Raw genomic sequence first — 17,008 nt, 5'->3', positions numbered from 1 at the left:
CTGCTACTCGTGTACGGAGGCGTCGCCCGAGGGCGTGGCGTGGCGCGCGATCGGGAGCGTCATGCAGCGCGGCCCGCCCCGTCCCCGTGACAGTTCAGTTCCCCCCAGCTGGATTGCGACCTTCTCTCGACCGGGGTGAAACTCGCCGGACTCGAAGTAAGACAGAAAGCTCTCGGCGGACACGATCCGGTAGCCGTGCTTCCGCAGGCGCTCGAAGGTGCGACTGTTGCGCTCGTAGCCCAGGATCGCCCCCGGCGCCGCGGCAAACACATTCGCCCCGTCCGTCCACTGCTCGCGCTCCTGGTGGAGTCGCTCCGTCCCGCCGCAGGGGATAAACGTCAGGTCGCGGTCGAGCAGCTCGTCGAGCACGTCGCGCAGGTTGCGGCGCATGTCGGTCACGAACCGCCCCGTCTCGTCCGCGGCGGTGAAGTGCATCGCGTACCCGAAGCCGTGGGTCTCAAGGAGCGGGGGGAAGACGATCACCTCCTCCGGCGACGCGAAGGTAAACACCGTGTCGAGGTGCATGGTGGCCCGCCGCTTGGGCAGGTCGACGGCGAGGACGTGCTCGATCGACGTGCACTCGAACAACTCGTGCGCGATCGCCATGATGGCCCCGAGTGAGGTCCGCTCCGAGTGGCCGATCAGCACCGTGTCGGGGCTCGCCACGAGCAGGTCGCCCCCTTCGAACGTGACACCCGGGGGCAGCTCAATCACCTTGTCGCTGTGAGGGGCAAACCGGGGGTGATGGTGCAGAATGACATTAATAATGATGCTCTCCCGCGTCCGTGCCACCGTCGCCGCGTGGCTCAGGATAATGTGGTCGTGCACCACCGCCGCGAGGTCCCGCGTGAACATAAGGTTCGGCACCGGCTGGGCGCGAATGGCCAAGTCCGACTCGCCAGTAAGAGCGAACTGCTGAAGCGCCTCGGGAGAGAATCGCTTCAACTCGTCCTCCACCGCCCCCAGATTTTGCTCCGGCAGGCTTCGGCATAGCTTCTCCACGAAGGCGTGCCGCGCCTCCTCCGCCGCCTCGAAGGTTTCGAGCAGAAGGTCCTTGATTTGGAGCACCGCGTCGGGACGGCCTACGATTTTCTCGAAGACCGAGCACATGAGCAGGTGCTCCTGCCGCGCATGGCCCACGAAGAGAATGTCGTCGAAGAGCAGGTCCTCCCGGTTGGCCGGCGACACAAGCTCCATCTCTGACCCAGGGGTGTGGACGATGACCTGTTCGAGCAAGTGGGCCTCGGCGGGAATGCTATAGGCCGATGATTGCTCGACGGAAGGAGTAGAGGGCGCCTGGAGCGTGTCCACGGGAAACGGGGCTGGTTCGAAGAGTGTCGACTATTCGCAAGGTCGAAACCAACCCGGAGAAAAGCCACCTACCCCGACCGCACGCCCTCTAGTACACGAATCACGAGAAGCACCACGAGTGCGACGGCGCCCGCCTTCAGAACGAGCTGGAGCAGCGCCCCCGCCACATCCACCAGTACGCCCACGAGGCTGAGGCCGATGAGCGCAATCACGCCAATGATAAGCCAGCGAAGAACGGTGCGGATGTCGAGATCCATGGAGACACGGTCTTTTGTGAGAAACTGGGTCTCAAATAACGCGCCGCACCCCCGTCTTTGTTACACCTTCGCCGGATGCATTTCTGTCGGGACCGGAGTGTCCCGATGAGGTTTTGTAGGCGATCTGGGGTGCCGTTTCCGTCATATTTTCTTGATTCTCATTTTATTTTTTCTTTCTTTGATGTACGCTAAAGTCGCCTCAGTGGGCCCGAACGGATTCCGTTCTGAGACACAAGCGTTCTTATTTTTTCGTTAAGCCCCAACGTTCTTCATGGTACAAGCACCGTACCAGAACGGGCTTACCGTTGTCACCCCCGTCCGGTCGGGGCACGACACCCCCCTCACGGCCGTCCTGGAGGAAATTAGCGAAGCCGTCCCCGAACACAAGGATGTTCCGTTCGGGAAGCTCACGCGCGTGCACTTCATCCGATGGGTGCTGCTGCCCGCTACCACCGACGACCTCGGGCGCGAGACCTCCACCCAACTTGTCCTATCGACCAACTACGACGAGCCGCGGGACGCGCACCTGGAGGAACTCGTGGACGTGGGCGGTTCGGCGCTCGACCGCGTATACCAGCATTGTGAGGGGTACCCTGCCCCGGACGAGCGCTCCCCGGAACCCGTGATCGCATACTTGAACGCCCACGACATCGGGTACGACACGTTTTACGTGGGGACTCGGGGACGAACCGTTGAACAAATTCACCGCGAGGCCGACCTGCGAACTGCCATCCAGCAGTTTCTGGATGAGAAAGGCCGGACGGACCCGTCGTTCCGCGACCAGGCACCCAAAGCGATACGGGCGTCGATTCAAGACTTCGTGTGGTCAGATCCAGATCTCGACCCGGAGAATCTCCTGCGGTCCCATTCGAGCTTCGCCTGGGCCTCCTGTGCTCCGCCGAACGTGCCCTCGCGGTGGCCACAGCCGTGGGACAGCACCTTCTTCGCCCTCCTGGCAACAGCCGTCCTTCTCCTCGGGGTCGTTCCGTGGATCTCCAACGCAGGATGGGCGGTGCTGGGCCTGGAGGCCGCTCTTCTCCTGGCTGGCGGTGGGGCCTACAGGGCTTGGCTCCGGCGGCGCGAGCGGCGCGACGACGAGCACCCGCCGGTGACGGACTACGAGCACGTCCGACGCCTTGCGGAGAAGGAGGACCGGATCGTCCAGAACCAGATGAGCAGCGTTACGACCGTGAAAGCGGGCCTGCTTCGTCGGGCCACGCTATACGCCGTCCTCTGGGCCATCGACTTTTTTGGGCGGTACGTGTACACCGAGGGCCGGCTCGGAGGCATCTCGTCCATCCACTTCGCCCGCTGGGTCGCCATCGACGACGGGCAGCGGCTCGTCTTCTTCAGCAACTTCGACGGGAGCTGGGAAAACTACCTCGGCGAGTTCATCGACAAGGCGGCCAGTGGCCTCACGGCCGTGTGGAGCAACACCGTCGGGTTTCCCAAAACCCGCTTCCTGGTGGGGGCTGGAGCACGCGACGAGAAGCGATTCAAGGCCTACGCCCGCAACAGCCAGGTGCTCACGCAGGTCTGGTACAGTGCCTACCGGGACCTGACAGTACAGAACATCAACAACAACTCGGCGATCCGCGCCGGCCTCTTCGGCGAACAGACTCCGGCGGAAACCCGGATGTGGCTCCGCCGTCTTTGAGGCTGATTCACTCTCCTGGACCACCCTCTCCCTCCCGACATGGCGTCTCTAGAACTTACAGACATGCAGGGGTTTCTGGCCCGGGGCTACGGCGGGCTCCCCGAGGCTACATTTCTTCTCCTCCGCATCGAGGACGCGACGGCCGCGCAGGCGTGGCTACGAACCATCCCCGGTGACGTGACGCCGGCCGCCCCCAAGCCGTCCGACTCAGCCCTGCAGGTGGCCTTCACGGGCGACGGCCTGCGGGCACTCGGGCTTGAGGCGGACACCCTTCAGACGTTCGATCAGGCTTTCTGGGAAGGGATGGATGCGCCCTACCGGCAGCGCATTTTGGGAGACGATGGGGAGAGCGCGCCCGAGGAGTGGCGCTGGGGAAACGAGGAAAACCCCGCTCACGCCCTGATCATGCTGTTTGCGATCGACGCTGAAACCCTGGAGGCCCGCATTGAGTCGGTACGCGACGGCCTGCAGGGCCTTGCGGAGACTCGGCGGCTCGACACGACCTCGTTCGAACCGGCCCGGGAGCACTTCGGCTTTCGAGACGGCATCAGCCAGCCGATTGTGGAGGGCCTAAGTCGGTCCGGGTCACCCGACAATACAGTGCCCCCTGGCGAGTTCTTTCTCGGCTACCCGAATGCCTACGGCGAGCGCCCGGTCCGCCCCTCCGTGGATCCCGCCCGCGACCCGGAGACGATCCTACCCCGCACGGATACGGAACGCGACGGCGTCCGGGGCGACCTTGGGCGCAACGGCACCTATGTCGTCTTTCGACAGCTCAGCCAGGACGTGCAGGGCTTCTGGAATTTCGTGACCGAGGCGAGCGAGGACGTTTACGGCTCCGACGAGGAGCGGCATCGCCTGGCGGCCAAAATGGTTGGGCGCTGGCGCAACGGCGCGCCACTGGCCCTCTCCCCGGACGACCCCGAGGCCCCCGCACGGGACGACTTCGGCTACCACGAAGAGGACCCCGACGGTATGCGGTGTCCGTTCGCCTCCCACCTGCGCCGCTCAAACCCGCGCGACTCGCTCGAAGGCGGCCCGGAACAGTCCACCATAGTCTCCAACCGCCACCGCCTCGTGCGGCGGGGGCGCCCCTATGGCTCCCCCCTCGCCGAGAACTTCGATGTGGACGAGATGGTGGCCGCGACCGACGGCGCCGAACGGGGCCTCCACTTCCTCTGCCTGTGCGGCGACATCGCCCGTCAGTTTGAGTTTACGCAGCAGACCTGGATCGAGAGTCAAAAATTCAGCGGCCTCTACGACGACCCCGACCCCCTTATGGGAAGTCCCCAGGACGAGAGCACCACATTCACGATCCCCGACACCCCAGTGCGGCGGCGCGTGACGGATATGCAGCGGTTCGTGGAGGTGCGGGGCGGCTCGTACTTCTTCATGCCGGGCCTCACGGCACTCCGGTTTTTGGGCCAGGCCGATCTTTCCGCATGAACATCTTTTTCCTTCCTTTTCGCTCCAGCCCATGACCCTCGACCGGCTCGACTTTAAGACGGACGTGTTCCCGTTCATCATCGCCACGGCGGGGGAGTTCGCGGCACTGTATTTTTGGCTCCAGTTTTTAGACGCGGGCCAGTTCGTACAGGCCAACGTCGTGCTGTGGGCGGGCTTCGCCGTGGAGCGGATTTCGGTGTATCTGTGGATTCGGTACATCTACCGGTCGCGAGGCGGCGGGCCCGTCGAGCAATCCCTCTGGGTCACCGTGGCCGGCCTGTTCGTCATCACCCTGAGCGAGGTGCTCATCTGGATCCTCTGGATCGCCCTCGCCGACGGAGAGATCGGGGCGATCGCGGCGGCGCCCGCGACGAACATGGCCGTGGCGGGCGTCGTCCTCATGGTGCTCATGACCATCGAGCACAGCGTGGAGATGGGGGTGCTGAAGCGCACCAACCCGCTTGCGTACGTCACGAGCCCGAGCACCCTGCTGTTTACGTTCATGGAGGTGGCGGGGGCCGTGGGCTGGCTCGCTTTCGTCCGTGCCGATCGGCCCCTCGTCGGCGCTCTCGTTCTGCTCGCGGGCCTGTCGATCGAGCACGTGCTGCAAGGGAGCGACCTTCGCCCGGATACCGGTACGGAACGCCCGGCGCCCGCTCCGGCATAGGCCGCCAGACTACGACGCCCGTCCCTCTTCTACAGCCGGCACGAGCGGGGAACCCTGCTCGTCTTCGAACAGCGGCTGCTCGTACCGGACGGCCTCCAGCACCAGCCCCTCCGGGGGCATCGACGGGCCGGCGACCCGCCGGTCTTGCGCCGCCAGCACGGCCGGAAGGCTGTCGGCAGCGCGCTTCTCGTGCCCAATTTCTACCAGGGTCCCAACGAGGGCGCGCACCATGCCGTGCAGGAACCGCGTGCCGACCACCTCGAACCGCCAGCACCCGCGCCGGGCCTCGTCGACCCACCGCAGATGCGTAAGGGTACAGACGCGGTTCTCCGTCTCGGATTGCGTCAGGCAAAACGAACTGAAGTTGTGCCGCCCGAGCAGGTCGGGGGTGGCGGCCCGGATGCGCCCAAAGTCGGGCGCGGGCCGCACCGGGGTGCGCACTCGCCGGCCCAGGGCGCAGGGCTGGGTGTGCAGGTAGTAGTGGTAGCGACGCCGGCGGGCATCGTAGCGGGCATGAAAGTCGCCCGGCGCCCGCTCCACCCGACGCACCGCCACGGCGTCGGGCGTGAGGCCATTGAGCGAGCCCCGCAGCCGATACGGATCACGCGCCTCCGGCAGGTCGACGTGGGCCACTTGATTGCGGGCGTGCACCCCGGCGTCCGTGCGTCCGGAGCCGGTTACCCGGCATGCCGCTCCGACGACCGTTTCTACCGCCTCCTCCAGCGCGCCCTGTACGGTTGGCACGGTCGGCTGGATCTGCCACCCGTGGAAGTCGGTTCCGTCGTACTCGATAAGCAGTCGATACCGGGGCATCGTTGAGCGGGGAAGCCTGGAGGCGCGTGCAGGAACGTGCCGTACGACGTCGGGCGTTGAGTGGTCTCCCTCAGGAGACGACGCCCTCGCTCACAGCCCCTTTTTCCTTCCGAACTTCAGACCTTCCTCCATGCGCGTTTATTTGACTGGCTTCATGGCAAGTGGCAAGTCCACCGTGGGCCCGGAGGCCGCGGCCCGGCTTGGCCAACCGTTTCTGGACCTCGACCGCCTCATCGCCGCCCACGCCGGGCGCTCCATTCCCACCCTCTTCGCGGAGGACGGGGAGGAGCACTTCCGCGAGCTCGAACGCGACCTGCTCCGCCGAACAGCCGCGACCGACGACCTCGTCGTGGCACTCGGAGGGGGGGCCCTCGTGGACGACGAGAACCGGGCCTTCGCGAAGGAGCATGGTCTCGTGCTGTACCTGAACGCTCCGGTCGACACGCTGGTGGATCGCGTGGCGGACGACGACACCCGGCGGCCCCTCCTTGAAGACGACACCGGCACCCGGCTGCCGCGAGACGAGCAGCGCACCCGCATCGAAGCGATGCTGGAGGAACGGCGGTCCACCTACGAGGCGGCCCACCACACCCTCGACGCCGACCGCCCGGTCACGGAGGTCGTCGCCCAGGTCGTAGAGGTTGTCTCCGAGCAGGCCGAACCCGCATGAGGACCGCGTACCAACGTTAACGTCACGCATCTGCGGAAACCTCGGCTGGCTCCCTTGTTTGAATACAGTTGCTTGTCTACTGCACCTCAGTCTTTGCTCCCTCCCCCATGAGTGCCCTCGCCGACGCCGATTTTGCCGACGTGGCGGCCGGCGACGCCATTCGGTCACTCGACCCATCGATTCGGTCCATTTGGACGATCAAGATGGCCGCCTTTTCGATGTTTCTCTTTCTTCCCGCGCTGTTTTACGACCTCACCCACCTGTTTTCGCCTGACTCCTGGCTTCCCTTTGGGGCGCTGTCGGGAACGGTACTCGTGGGGGGGGTGCTCTACTGCGTGGCCTGGCCGCGCCTTCGCTACCGGGCATGGGGGTTCGTACTGCGGCCCGAAGAGCTCTACATGGAGCATGGGGTGCTGCAACACGTCCGCACGATCGTGCCGCTGCGTCGCATCCAGCACGTCGACGTGTCCCAGGACCTGATCGAGCGGGAGTTCGCGCTCGGCCGCCTGGTGGTGCACACCGCCGGGTCGCGCAGCAGCGACGTCGTGATTCCCGGCCTGCCCCTGTCGGAGGCCGAGACCATTCGGGACAAGATCAAGCGCTTTATCCTCGAAGACCCGCTCACTGAAGAGCCGGTGTAATGCCGCCCTCTCCCCCCGCGGAGCCCAATTCCGATGGGCGCCCGGATACGCCCCCAGCGCCGGACCGCCCCGCGGACGATGCGGAGGCTGCCTCAACCGATACGGCAGAGGATGCCTCGGCAGAGACTGCCTCGACGGACGCGGCGGAGGACGCGGCCGCGACGACGCTCGGGGCCGTCCGTGAGCCGCAGCGCCTGCATCCGCTCACGCTTCTCCTGCGGGTGGGCGCCAGCCTGCCCGCCCTGGTGATCATCCTGCTCCCGATTCTCCGCAACCCTGGCTCCACGGAAAATGTCACCTCGCTGGTGCTCGGTGCGCTGTACGGCGCGTTTGCCCTGCCGGCCATCCTGCTCCAGTACTGGCGGTTCAGCTACCGCATCACGCCGAAGCAGGTCGTCATCCAGAGCGGCGTGTTCAACCGGAAAAACCGGAGCATTCCCATCGAGCGCGTCCAGAACATCCAGATCGAACGCAACCTGTTCGCCCGGCTGTTCGGGATCGCAAAGGTAAAGCTCGAAACGGCCGGAAGCACCAGCACCGAGGGCAGCCTGGAGTACGTGCATCAGGACGAGGCCCGCAAGATCCGCCAGGTCGTCCGGTCGTTCCAGCGGGACTCGCAGGAAGCCGACGCGGAGGCGAACGCAGACGCGGAGGACGCTACCGAGACGGATACACTGCTCGACATGCCGCTGCGACGGGTGCTGCTGTCGGGGGCCTTCCGCTTCTCTCTGCTCTACCTCGCCGTGATTTTCACGGTGCTCGAGCTGTTCAACCCGGAGGCGCTGGTCGAACGGGTGCTTCGGGCGCGAGGCCAGATGGAGTGGGTGTCGGAGGTCATCTTTAGCCATCCCGCCCTGGCCATCCTCGCGACGGTGGTGGCCGCCATCTTTCTGGGGTGGGTCAGTGGCATCGGGGTCCACGTGGCGCGCTACTACAACTTTCGGCTGTGGCTCGACGGTGACAAGTTGCGCAAGCGCCATGGCCTGTTCACGGTGACGGAGGGCACGATCCCGCTCGACAAGGTGCAGGCGCTGATCCTCCGCACCAACCCGTTCATGCGGGCCTTCGGGTGGTACGAACTGAAGGTCCAGACGGTGGGACTGGACGTGGAGGAGCAGGGCCACCGGGTCATCGCGCCCTTCGCCGGAGCAGAACGCATTCTCGAGCTGGCCCGCCAGGTACGCTCCGTCAAGCTGCCCGAGTCGTTCACGCATGTCTCGCGCCTGACCATCCGGCGCCGGTTCATTCGCTACACGGCGGTGCTCTCCGCCCTTCTCCTGCCCACCATTTACTTCTGGCCGGCGGACTGGCTGCGCCTGGGCGGCGTCGTCCTGCCCTGGTGGGGCTTCGGGCTCGTGCCGTTCATTCTGGGATGGGCCGTCCTTCAGTACCGCAACCACACGTACGCCAGCGGCGAAGACGGCTTTTACATCCGCCGGGGCGTGCTGTCGCACTACCTGTGGATTCTGCCGGTCGAGAAATTTCACGTCTTCAACGCCACCGCGTCGATCTTTCAGCGCCGGCTCGGCCTCAAGACGCTCTTCGTGGACACCGCCGGGGCCGCAACGTTTGAGTACCCCGAGGTGATCGACGTGCCCGCCGCGGAGGCCGACGCCCAGTTCGACACGCTCTACCGCCGCTTTCGGCGGCTGTACCGGGGCCGGGTGGAGGCCGCCACCGGCGCCCCCGACACACGGCTCGCCCCCGACGAGCGGCCCCACCTTCCAGTCGACGAGGATCTCGAGTGAGCCGCGCCGCGGACTTCTCCCGGACGCCGACGCGCCGTCTGGACATTTTCGTCTCTGTTCCGTTGACTGGAACGGCGTGCCCCAATACTGACGCCCCCCTCACCAACTGTTCCCCTCCGTGGATTCTCGACGCACGAGCGGCCTTCTCCTTCCCGTCAGCGCCCTCCCCAGCCGGTACGGCATCGGCGATCTTGGCCCGGCCGCGTTTCAGTTTGCCGACCTTCTCACCCGCACCAACCAGCGGCTGTGGCAGGTCCTGCCGGTCGGGCCCATCGGGCCCGGCGCCTCGCCCTACTCCAGCCCGTCCACGTTTGCCGGCAATCCGCTTCTAATCAGTCCCGAACCGCTCGTGGAGGACGGGCTGCTCACAGAGGACGACCTCGCCCCCCTCACGGAACTGCCCGACGACCACGTCGACTACGCGCGCCTCATTCCCCGCAAGCGGGAGGTCCTTCGCACGGCCTTCCGCCGATTTCGCGCCAACGTGTCGACCCCGGAGGCGACGCGCGTGCAGCAGTTTCGGAAGTCCCAGTCCGCCTGGCTCGACGACTACGCGCTCTACGCCGCCCTGAAGGACGCCCACGGCGGGTCCGCCTGGACCGAATGGTCCTCGGCCCTCGTGCGCCGCGACCCGGAGGCCCTTCAGCGCGCCCGCGATGAGCACGAGACGGCGATCGAGCGGCATGTCTACTGGCAGTACCTCTTCCACCGCCAGTGGACGGCCCTGCAGGCCTACTGCCACGCCCGTGACATCCGACTGTTTGGGGACCTTCCGATCTACGTCGCCCCCGACAGCGCGGACGTGTGGGCGCACCAGGAGTTTTTCCGGCTCGACGACGACGGCACACCAACGTCGGTGGCCGGCGTGCCGCCCGACTACTTCAGTCCCGAGGGCCAGCGGTGGGGCAACCCCCTCTACCGATGGGACCGGATGGCGGAGCACGGTTTTGAATGGTGGACGGAGCGGCTACGGCGCGCGTTCGAGCTGTTCGACCTCGTGCGGCTCGACCACTTCCGAGGCTTCGACGAGTACTGGTCGATTCCCGCCGGGCACGACACCGCCATCGACGGCTCGTGGGAGGATGGGCCGGGGGCCGCGTTCTTCCACGCCATGGAGGACGAGTTCGGAGAGCTGCCGGTCGTTGCCGAGGACCTGGGCATCATCACCGATTCGGTGGGGGCGCTGCGCGACACGTTCGACTTTCCGGGCATGGCCGTCCTGCAGTTTGCCTTCGGCGGCGGCCCCGACAACGACTTTCTGCCGCACCATCATCGCCGCAACCTGGTCGCCTACACCGGCACGCACGACAACAACACCCTCGTCGGCTGGTGGCGGAAGGACCTCTCCGACAAAGAACGAGAGTTCGCGCGCTCGTACCTCAACCTGCCCGACACGGACCCCGATGACGGTGTCCACCGGCAGGCGCTCCGGGCGATGATGGCGTCGGTCGCCGACCGCGTGGTGACGCCGCTCCAGGACGTGATTGGGCTGGGCAGCGAGGGCCGCATCAATACGCCGGGGACCATGGGGGGCAACTGGGCATGGCGCTTTACCCCTGACCAGATCACCGAGAAGGACAAGAAGTGGCTTGCGGAGCTCACGCACCTGTACGGCCGGGCGTCCGGCTACAAGTAGTCCCTTGTCACTTCGAGGTCGCAATGCCTCAGGCGTGACTTCGTTGGGTGGGGCCCTTCCGGTCTCCCTTGCACAAAGATGACCTCTGGAAAACGTGGAGTGAACGCCGCTCTTCCCCAATACGGCCCTCTCACCGGCCGTTGATATCCGTACCACCAACGACGTTTTGCCTCCGTCTCGCATGTCTTCGTCCTTTCCCGTCCATGGCGCCCACCCCCACGACGACGCCGTCACGTTCCGCGTCTGGGCCCCGGCGGCGGACGCCGTCACCCTGGCGATCGACGGCGGGCCGTCCCTCGCCCTGCCGGAGACCGAGGACGGCCTGTTTGCGCGGACCACCGACGCGGCGGCCCCCGGCACGCGCTACCGGTTCCGGCTCGACGATGACGGCCCACTTCCCGACCCGGCCTCGCGCCACCAGCCGGATGGCGTGCACGGCCCCTCGGAGGTCGTTGACCCGGATGGCTACGAGTGGGGCGACACGGGCTGGGACGGAATTTCCCGGGAGGACCTCGTGGTGTACGAGCTGCACGTGGGCGCCTTCACCGAGGCGGGCACCTTCGACGGCGTCCGTGAGCAGCTCGCGTACCTGCGGGACCTGGGCGTCACGGCGATCGAGCTGATGCCGGTACACGACTTTCCCGGCAGGCGCAACTGGGGCTACGACCCGGCGGCCTGGTTTGCCCCGGCACACACCTACGGGCGTCCCGACGACCTGCGCCGCCTCGTGGACGCGGCGCACCAGACGGGCCTCGCTGTGATCCTGGACGTTATCTACAACCACCTGGGGCCGGACGGCGCCTACGCCAACGCCTTCGGCCCCGTCCTCACCGACAAGTACGAGACGCCCTGGGGGCCGGCCATCAATCTCGACGATGCGGGGGCCGAGGGGGTCCGGCGCTTCTTCGTCGACAACGCGCTGCACTGGCTCCGGGAGTACCACATCGACGGCCTCCGGCTCGACGCCACCCACGCCCTGCACGACGAGAGCGATCCGCACTTCCTGGCCGAGCTGTCCGCCGCCGTGGAGACACACGTCGATGGGCCCACGCGCCACCTTATCGCCGAGGACCACCGCAACCTGAACACCCTGGTGCAGCCGCGCGATGCGGACGGCTACGGCCTCGACGCCGTCTGGAGCGACGACCTGCACCACCAGCTGCGCGTGCTCACGGCCGGCGACACGGAGGGCTACTACCGCGACTACCAGGACACGACGGCCCCCGACATCGCCACGACGATCCGGGACGGCTGGTTCTTTCGGGGCGGGTACTCCGAGCACCTCGACGGGCCCCGCGGCACCGATCCGGACCCGGTGGGCCGCGCGCAGTGCGTCACGTTCATCCAGAATCACGACCAGGTGGGCAACCGCCCCACCGGCAATCGGCTCACCGACGATGTGTCGCCGGCCATGTACCGCGCGCTCTCGGTTCTAATCTGTGTCGTGCAGGAAATCCCCCTCCTCTTCATGGGCCAGGAGTGGGCGGCGTCCACCCCGTTCCAGTTCTTCACCGACCACAACGAGGAGTTCGGCCCGTCCGTCACCGAGGGACGGAAGGAAGAGTTTGCGGACTTCTCCGGCTTTGACGGCGAGGTGCCCGACCCGCAGGCCCCGGCCACCTTCGAGCGAAGCGTGCTGGACTGGGACGAGCCGCGCCGCCCCCCGCACGACGGCGTGCTGGCCCTCTACCACGACGTGCTCGCCCTGCGCCCCCGGCTCGGCGATGAGATGACCGTGGCGGCCCCGAGTGACACGACGCTGCGGCTGGAGCGCCCCCCGTTTCACGTCGTCGTGAATCTGGGAGGGTCGGCCCAAGTGGAGACGCCGTCGGGGCTTACAACGGTACTTCACACCGAGCAGGGCGGGTACACCCTTGCCCCGCGGCCGCCGGCGTTCACGGACGACGCGGTGTCCTTTTCTCGAGCAGGGGCCGTCGTGTTCGGGGCAGGATAGCAGCGCCTCTCTCAGCTCCGACCCATCTCATGACCGCTACCTACCGACTCCAGCTCACGCCCGACTTCGGGTTCGCCGAGGTGGAGGCCCTCGTACCGTACCTGAAGGCGCTCGGCGTGAGCCATCTCTACCTCTCTCCCATCACCGAGGCACGGCCCGGCAGCACGCACGGCTACGACGTGGTCGACCACACCCAGGTGCGGGCGGCCTTCGGGGGACGCGAAGGGTTCGAGTCGCTACGCGAGACGGCCGCCGAGGCGGGCCTTGGCCTCGTGCTCGACTTCGTGCCCAACCACGCCGGGGTGGGCCCGGACAACGAGGAGTGGCAGGATGTGCTCGCCTACGGGCGCCACTCGGCCTACGCCCACCACTTCGACATCGACTGGGCGCCGCTCAAGCCGGAACTCCAGGGCAAAGTTCTCCTCCCCTTCCTCGGAGACACCTACGGCACAGTGCTCGACGACGGCGGCATTGGGCTGTCGTACGAGGACGGAACCTTCTACGCCACCTACTACGAGCACCGCTTCGCCCTCAGCCCACGCACCTACCCGACGGTGCTCAACGCGCTTCTGCCCCAGTTCGAGCGTACCGAGGCGTACTTCGACCTCCAAGACGTGCGCGACGCCCTGGCGGAGCTCGCCCCCGACGCGCGGGACCGGGCCGCGGCCCTCTGCCGCCGCCTCGACGCCGTGGACGTCACGTTTGACCCGGAGGCGCTGAACGATCTCCTCGACCGGGACACGCTGCACGAGCTGCTGGAGGCCCAGCACTGGCGCCTTGCGTACTGGAAAACCGCCGGGCGCGAGATCAACTACCGCCGCTTCTTCACCATCAACGACCTCGTGGGCCTCCGAATGGAAGACGAGGACGTGTTCTGGGAGACCCATCGCCTCCTCGGCGACCTGCTGGCAGAGGAGGCTGTGGACGGCGTGCGCATCGACCACATCGACGGCCTCTTCGACCCCCACGAGTACCTCGGCCGCCTCAAGGACCTGGGCGCCGATCGGATCTGGGTGGAAAAGATCCTGGCGCCCCACGAGACGCTGCCGGAGGAGTGGCCCGTAGAGGGCACGACGGGCTACGACTTCCTGAACGACGCGATGGGGGCGCTGCTGTACCCGAAAAACGAAGAAGCGCTCCGCCGCACCTACCGACGCGCCGTCCCCGACGCTCAGGACTACGAGACTGCCGTCTACCACAGCAAGCTGCTTGTCATCGAGCAGATGCTCTCCAGCGAGCTCACGCGGCTGTCGCAGGAGCTCGATCGCCTCTCGGAGGCGGACTACCACACGCGGGACGTGCCGCGCGCCGCGCTTCGCGAGGCGCTCCGGGAGGGGATCGCGGCCCTCGACCGCTACCGCACTTTTCTTCCCCACACCCCCGACACGGCGCGTGAGGTGATCGAAGAGGCCCTCCACCGGGCCCTCCAGCGCAACCCCGCCGCCGAGCCGATCGTCTACGCGTTTGTGGAGCACGCCATTCTCGGCGAGTTGCGGGCGGACCTGCACGGCGGGCAGCGCGACTGGGTGGGCCGCCTCCAGCAGTACACGGGCCCGGTGGCGGCGAAAGGCATTGAGGACACCGCCCTGTACCGCTACGTCCCCCTCACGGCCCTCAACGAGGTCGGGAGCGAGCCCGGTGCGTTCGGAACGCACGACCACGCCGTCCACGCTCGCAATCGGTTCCGGGCGCGGGAGTACCCGGAGACGCTCCTCACCACCGCCACCCACGACCACAAGCGGGGCGCCGACACGCGCATGCGGCTCCTGGGGATCGCCGAGAGGCCGGAGCGCTGGGCCGAAGTGGTGGCATCGCTCACGGAGCTCGGAGACGACCACCGCGGCCCACACGGGCCGTCAGACAAGGACGCCTACCTGTTCTTCCAGACCCTGGCGGCGCTCTGGACGGACGCACGCGGCACGCCCCCCGCCGCGGGGGCCCGTGACGACCTGGCCGATCGGATCGCGGCTTACATGGAAAAGGCCGCCCGGGAGGCAAAGCAGCAGACGAGTTGGATCAACCCGGACACCGACTACGAGGCGGATCTGAAGGCCTTCGTCCGCGGCGTGACGACGGACCCGGAGACGCCGACGGTGCTCAACGACTTTGCCGTTCGGCTCGCGGAGGCGGGCTTCGCCAACCGGCTGAGCCAGCTCGCGATGAAGTGCACCGCCCCCGGCGTGCCGGACGTGTACCGGGGCACTGAAGGTGCCGACCTCTCGCTCGTGGACCCCGACAACCGCCGTCCGGTCGACTGGGAGGCCCGCCGGTCGGCCCTCAACGCCCTCGGCCCGCTGCTCAGCGACCCCAGCGTGGCGGCCGTGCAGGACCTGTTCGCGGACCCGGACCCGCGCGCCTACCTTTACCTCACGGCGCGGCTGCTGCGGTGGCGCCGCTCGCATTCGGCCCTCGCGGCCGCCGAGGGGTACGTCGAACTCACGCCGGAGGGCGACGGCGCCAGCAACGGGTTCGCATTTGGCCGCTTCACGGGCCCCGAGGATGACCCGGACGCGGCCCTCTTGACTGTCGTGGCCCGCTACCCGCTTGCCCACAACCGCGACGCGCCAGCGTCCTTCCCCCTCCCTGAAACGCTTGCCAAACGCTGCTGGACGGACGTGTTGACGGGCACTTCCATCGACGCCGTCGATACGATACGTCAACAGCACATGCCAGCAGCTCCCGTAGCGGTTTTGGCCTCTGAGTAGTTTGACTTCCGAGTGACCAGGCTTCAGGCCGAGTCGCTTGCGCTTCGGGCCAGGGTGCTTGCCGGCACGGGCCCGCGCATCGTAGACCGCCACTTTCACACCGAGAACGAAGACTTGCGCCGGCCCATCGGCCGCCCCACCACGCCGCGAGGCGGGGCGGTTACGGACGCGTTCGACATGCGGGGCCAACGCGAACCGGTCTCCGACCAATCCTACAATCCAACCCGACGTTTTGCACCTGTGAACACCTACGCCGCCTTGATCCTCGGCGCCCTTCTGGCCGAGTACGTACTCAACCTCGGTTCGGACCTCTTAAACCTCCGCCACCTCCAGCCCGAGTTGCCGGCGGAGTTTCGGGACACGTTCGACGAGGCGGAGTACGAGCGCGCCCAGGAATACACCCGGGCCCAGACTCGCCTCGGGCTCTTCTCGTCCACGTTCGGCCTTGCGGTGCTGCTCGTCTTCTGGTTCGTGGGCGGGTTCGAAGGGCTCGACACGGTCGTGCGCGGCTGGGGGTTCGGGCCCGTCGTCACGGGGCTGTGCTACGTGGGCCTCCTGGTGCTCGGCCGCGGGGCGCTGTCCCTGCCGTTCTCGCTCTACTCCACATTTGGGATCGAGGAGCGATTCGGCTTCAACGAGACGACGCCCCAGACCTTCGTGCTCGACCTGCTGAAGAGCGTCGCGCTCGGCGTGGCCCTCGGGGGGCCCCTCTTGGCCGCGGTGCTCTGGTTCTTTCAGTCCACCGGCCCGTACGGCTGGGTGTACGCCTGGGTCGTGGTGACGGCAGTGATGCTGCTGCTCCAGTTCTTCGCCCCGCGCTACCTGATGCCCCTCTTCAACGACTTCGAGCCGCTGGAGGAGGGCGAGCTCCGCGGCGCCATCTTGTCGTACGCCGACCGGGTCGATTTTCCGGTCGACGAGGTCTACGTGATGGACGGGTCGCGCCGGTCGAACAAGGCGAATGCCTTTTTCACTGGTTTCGGAGCGAACCGGCGCATCGTGCTCTTCGACACCCTCGTGGAGCAGCTGTCCGTGGACGAGCTGCTGTCGGTGGTGGCCCACGAAATGGGGCACTACAAGCTCAACCACATTCCTCAGCGCATCGCCACCAGCGTGGTGCAGACCGGCGTCCTCTTTTTGATGCTCTCTGTCTTCCTGCAGGTGGAGGGCCTCTTCCACGCCTTCTACGTCGACCAGCCGTCCGTCTACACGGGGCTGCTGTTCTTCGGCCTGCTCTACTCGCCGGTGGACCTGCTGCTCACGGTCCCGCTCAATGCCTGGGCACGCCGCCACGAGTTTCAGGCCGATCGCTTTGCGGTCGAGACCACCGACCGGGACGGGCCGCTCGTGGGCGGGCTGAAGCGCCTCGCGGAGACGAATCTCTCCAACCTCACGCCCCACCCCCTCAAAGTGGCGCTGGAGTACTCGCATCCGCCCCTCTCAAGGCGCATCGAGCAGATTCGCGCCGCGGCCCGCTCGGCCTCCACGACCGGATAGCCAGGC

Annotated in this window: 13 protein-coding genes; 10 read left to right on the top strand and 3 right to left on the bottom strand. The window is 66.9% G+C overall.

All coding sequences use genetic code 11. The features are described 5' to 3' along the window. Positions 1–3 precede the first annotated feature (3 nt). Together OJB03_RS02895 and OJB03_RS02890 are read right to left on the bottom strand one after the other, a co-directional pair. The gene (locus tag OJB03_RS02895) at positions 4–1,311 is read right to left on the bottom strand and encodes an arginine deiminase (RefSeq protein WP_263785081.1); all 1,308 of its coding nucleotides are present in this window, start codon (positions 1,309–1,311) and stop codon (positions 4–6) included. Between the two features lie 68 nt (positions 1,312–1,379). Then, a complete protein-coding gene (locus OJB03_RS02890; RefSeq protein ID WP_263785079.1) occupies positions 1,380–1,568 on the bottom strand; it encodes a hypothetical protein in 189 nt (62 codons plus the stop codon). A gap of 271 nt (positions 1,569–1,839) precedes the next feature. Between OJB03_RS02890 and OJB03_RS02885 the strand changes: the two genes are divergently transcribed. From OJB03_RS02885 to OJB03_RS02875, 3 genes are read left to right on the top strand one after another with little or no spacing between them, the layout of a single operon-like run. Then, positions 1,840–3,225: a hypothetical protein gene (locus tag OJB03_RS02885; RefSeq protein ID WP_263785077.1), complete on the top strand. Its 1,386-nt coding sequence runs from the start codon at positions 1,840–1,842 to the stop codon at positions 3,223–3,225. Between the two features lie 39 nt (positions 3,226–3,264). Further along, positions 3,265–4,671 carry a Dyp-type peroxidase gene (locus OJB03_RS02880; protein ID WP_263785074.1) on the top strand — a complete coding sequence of 469 codons (1,407 nt, stop codon included), beginning with the start codon at positions 3,265–3,267 and terminating at the stop codon, positions 4,669–4,671. A gap of 31 nt (positions 4,672–4,702) precedes the next feature. Continuing rightward, on the top strand, positions 4,703–5,338 hold the full coding sequence (locus OJB03_RS02875) for a hypothetical protein (RefSeq protein ID WP_263785072.1): 636 nt from the start codon (positions 4,703–4,705) through the stop codon (positions 5,336–5,338). Positions 5,339–5,347: 9 nt separating this feature from the next. Here the strand turns inward: OJB03_RS02875 and truA are convergent, their stop codons facing one another. Further along, positions 5,348–6,151 carry a tRNA pseudouridine(38-40) synthase TruA gene (truA, locus tag OJB03_RS02870; protein ID WP_263785070.1) on the bottom strand — a complete coding sequence of 268 codons (804 nt, stop codon included), beginning with the start codon at positions 6,149–6,151 and terminating at the stop codon, positions 5,348–5,350. Positions 6,152–6,281: 130 nt separating this feature from the next. Here truA and OJB03_RS02865 point away from each other — a divergent pair, with 130 nt between their 5' ends. The 7 genes from OJB03_RS02865 (at position 6,282) to OJB03_RS02835 (ending at position 17,002) form a co-directional block, all read left to right on the top strand. Next, positions 6,282–6,821 carry a shikimate kinase gene (locus tag OJB03_RS02865; RefSeq protein WP_263785068.1) on the top strand — a complete coding sequence of 180 codons (540 nt, stop codon included), beginning with the start codon at positions 6,282–6,284 and terminating at the stop codon, positions 6,819–6,821. A gap of 107 nt (positions 6,822–6,928) precedes the next feature. Then, complete coding sequence (locus OJB03_RS02860) at positions 6,929–7,462, top strand: PH domain-containing protein (protein ID WP_263785066.1); 534 nt, start codon at positions 6,929–6,931, stop codon at positions 7,460–7,462. After that, positions 7,462–9,210 carry a PH domain-containing protein gene (locus tag OJB03_RS02855; protein ID WP_263785065.1) on the top strand — a complete coding sequence of 583 codons (1,749 nt, stop codon included), beginning with the start codon at positions 7,462–7,464 and terminating at the stop codon, positions 9,208–9,210. Before OJB03_RS02860 ends, OJB03_RS02855 begins: the two co-directional genes overlap by 1 nt. 118 nt (positions 9,211–9,328) lie before the next feature. Beyond that, a complete protein-coding gene (malQ, locus tag OJB03_RS02850; protein ID WP_263785062.1) occupies positions 9,329–10,846 on the top strand; it encodes a 4-alpha-glucanotransferase in 1,518 nt (505 codons plus the stop codon). A 181-nt stretch (positions 10,847–11,027) separates the two neighbouring features. Continuing rightward, positions 11,028–12,800 carry a malto-oligosyltrehalose trehalohydrolase gene (gene treZ / locus OJB03_RS02845; protein ID WP_263785061.1) on the top strand — a complete coding sequence of 591 codons (1,773 nt, stop codon included), beginning with the start codon at positions 11,028–11,030 and terminating at the stop codon, positions 12,798–12,800. A gap of 29 nt (positions 12,801–12,829) precedes the next feature. Then, positions 12,830–15,505 carry a malto-oligosyltrehalose synthase gene (treY, locus tag OJB03_RS02840; protein ID WP_263785059.1) on the top strand — a complete coding sequence of 892 codons (2,676 nt, stop codon included), beginning with the start codon at positions 12,830–12,832 and terminating at the stop codon, positions 15,503–15,505. Between the two features lie 240 nt (positions 15,506–15,745). Then, positions 15,746–17,002: a M48 family metallopeptidase gene (locus OJB03_RS02835; RefSeq protein ID WP_272507112.1), complete on the top strand. Its 1,257-nt coding sequence runs from the start codon at positions 15,746–15,748 to the stop codon at positions 17,000–17,002. The last annotated feature ends 6 nt before the right edge of the window (positions 17,003–17,008 follow it).

This window comes from Salinibacter grassmerensis, assembly GCF_947077765.1.
GTDB lineage: Bacteria > Bacteroidota > Rhodothermia > Rhodothermales > Salinibacteraceae > Salinibacter > Salinibacter grassmerensis.
This window is presented reverse-complemented; position numbering and strand designations above follow the sequence as displayed.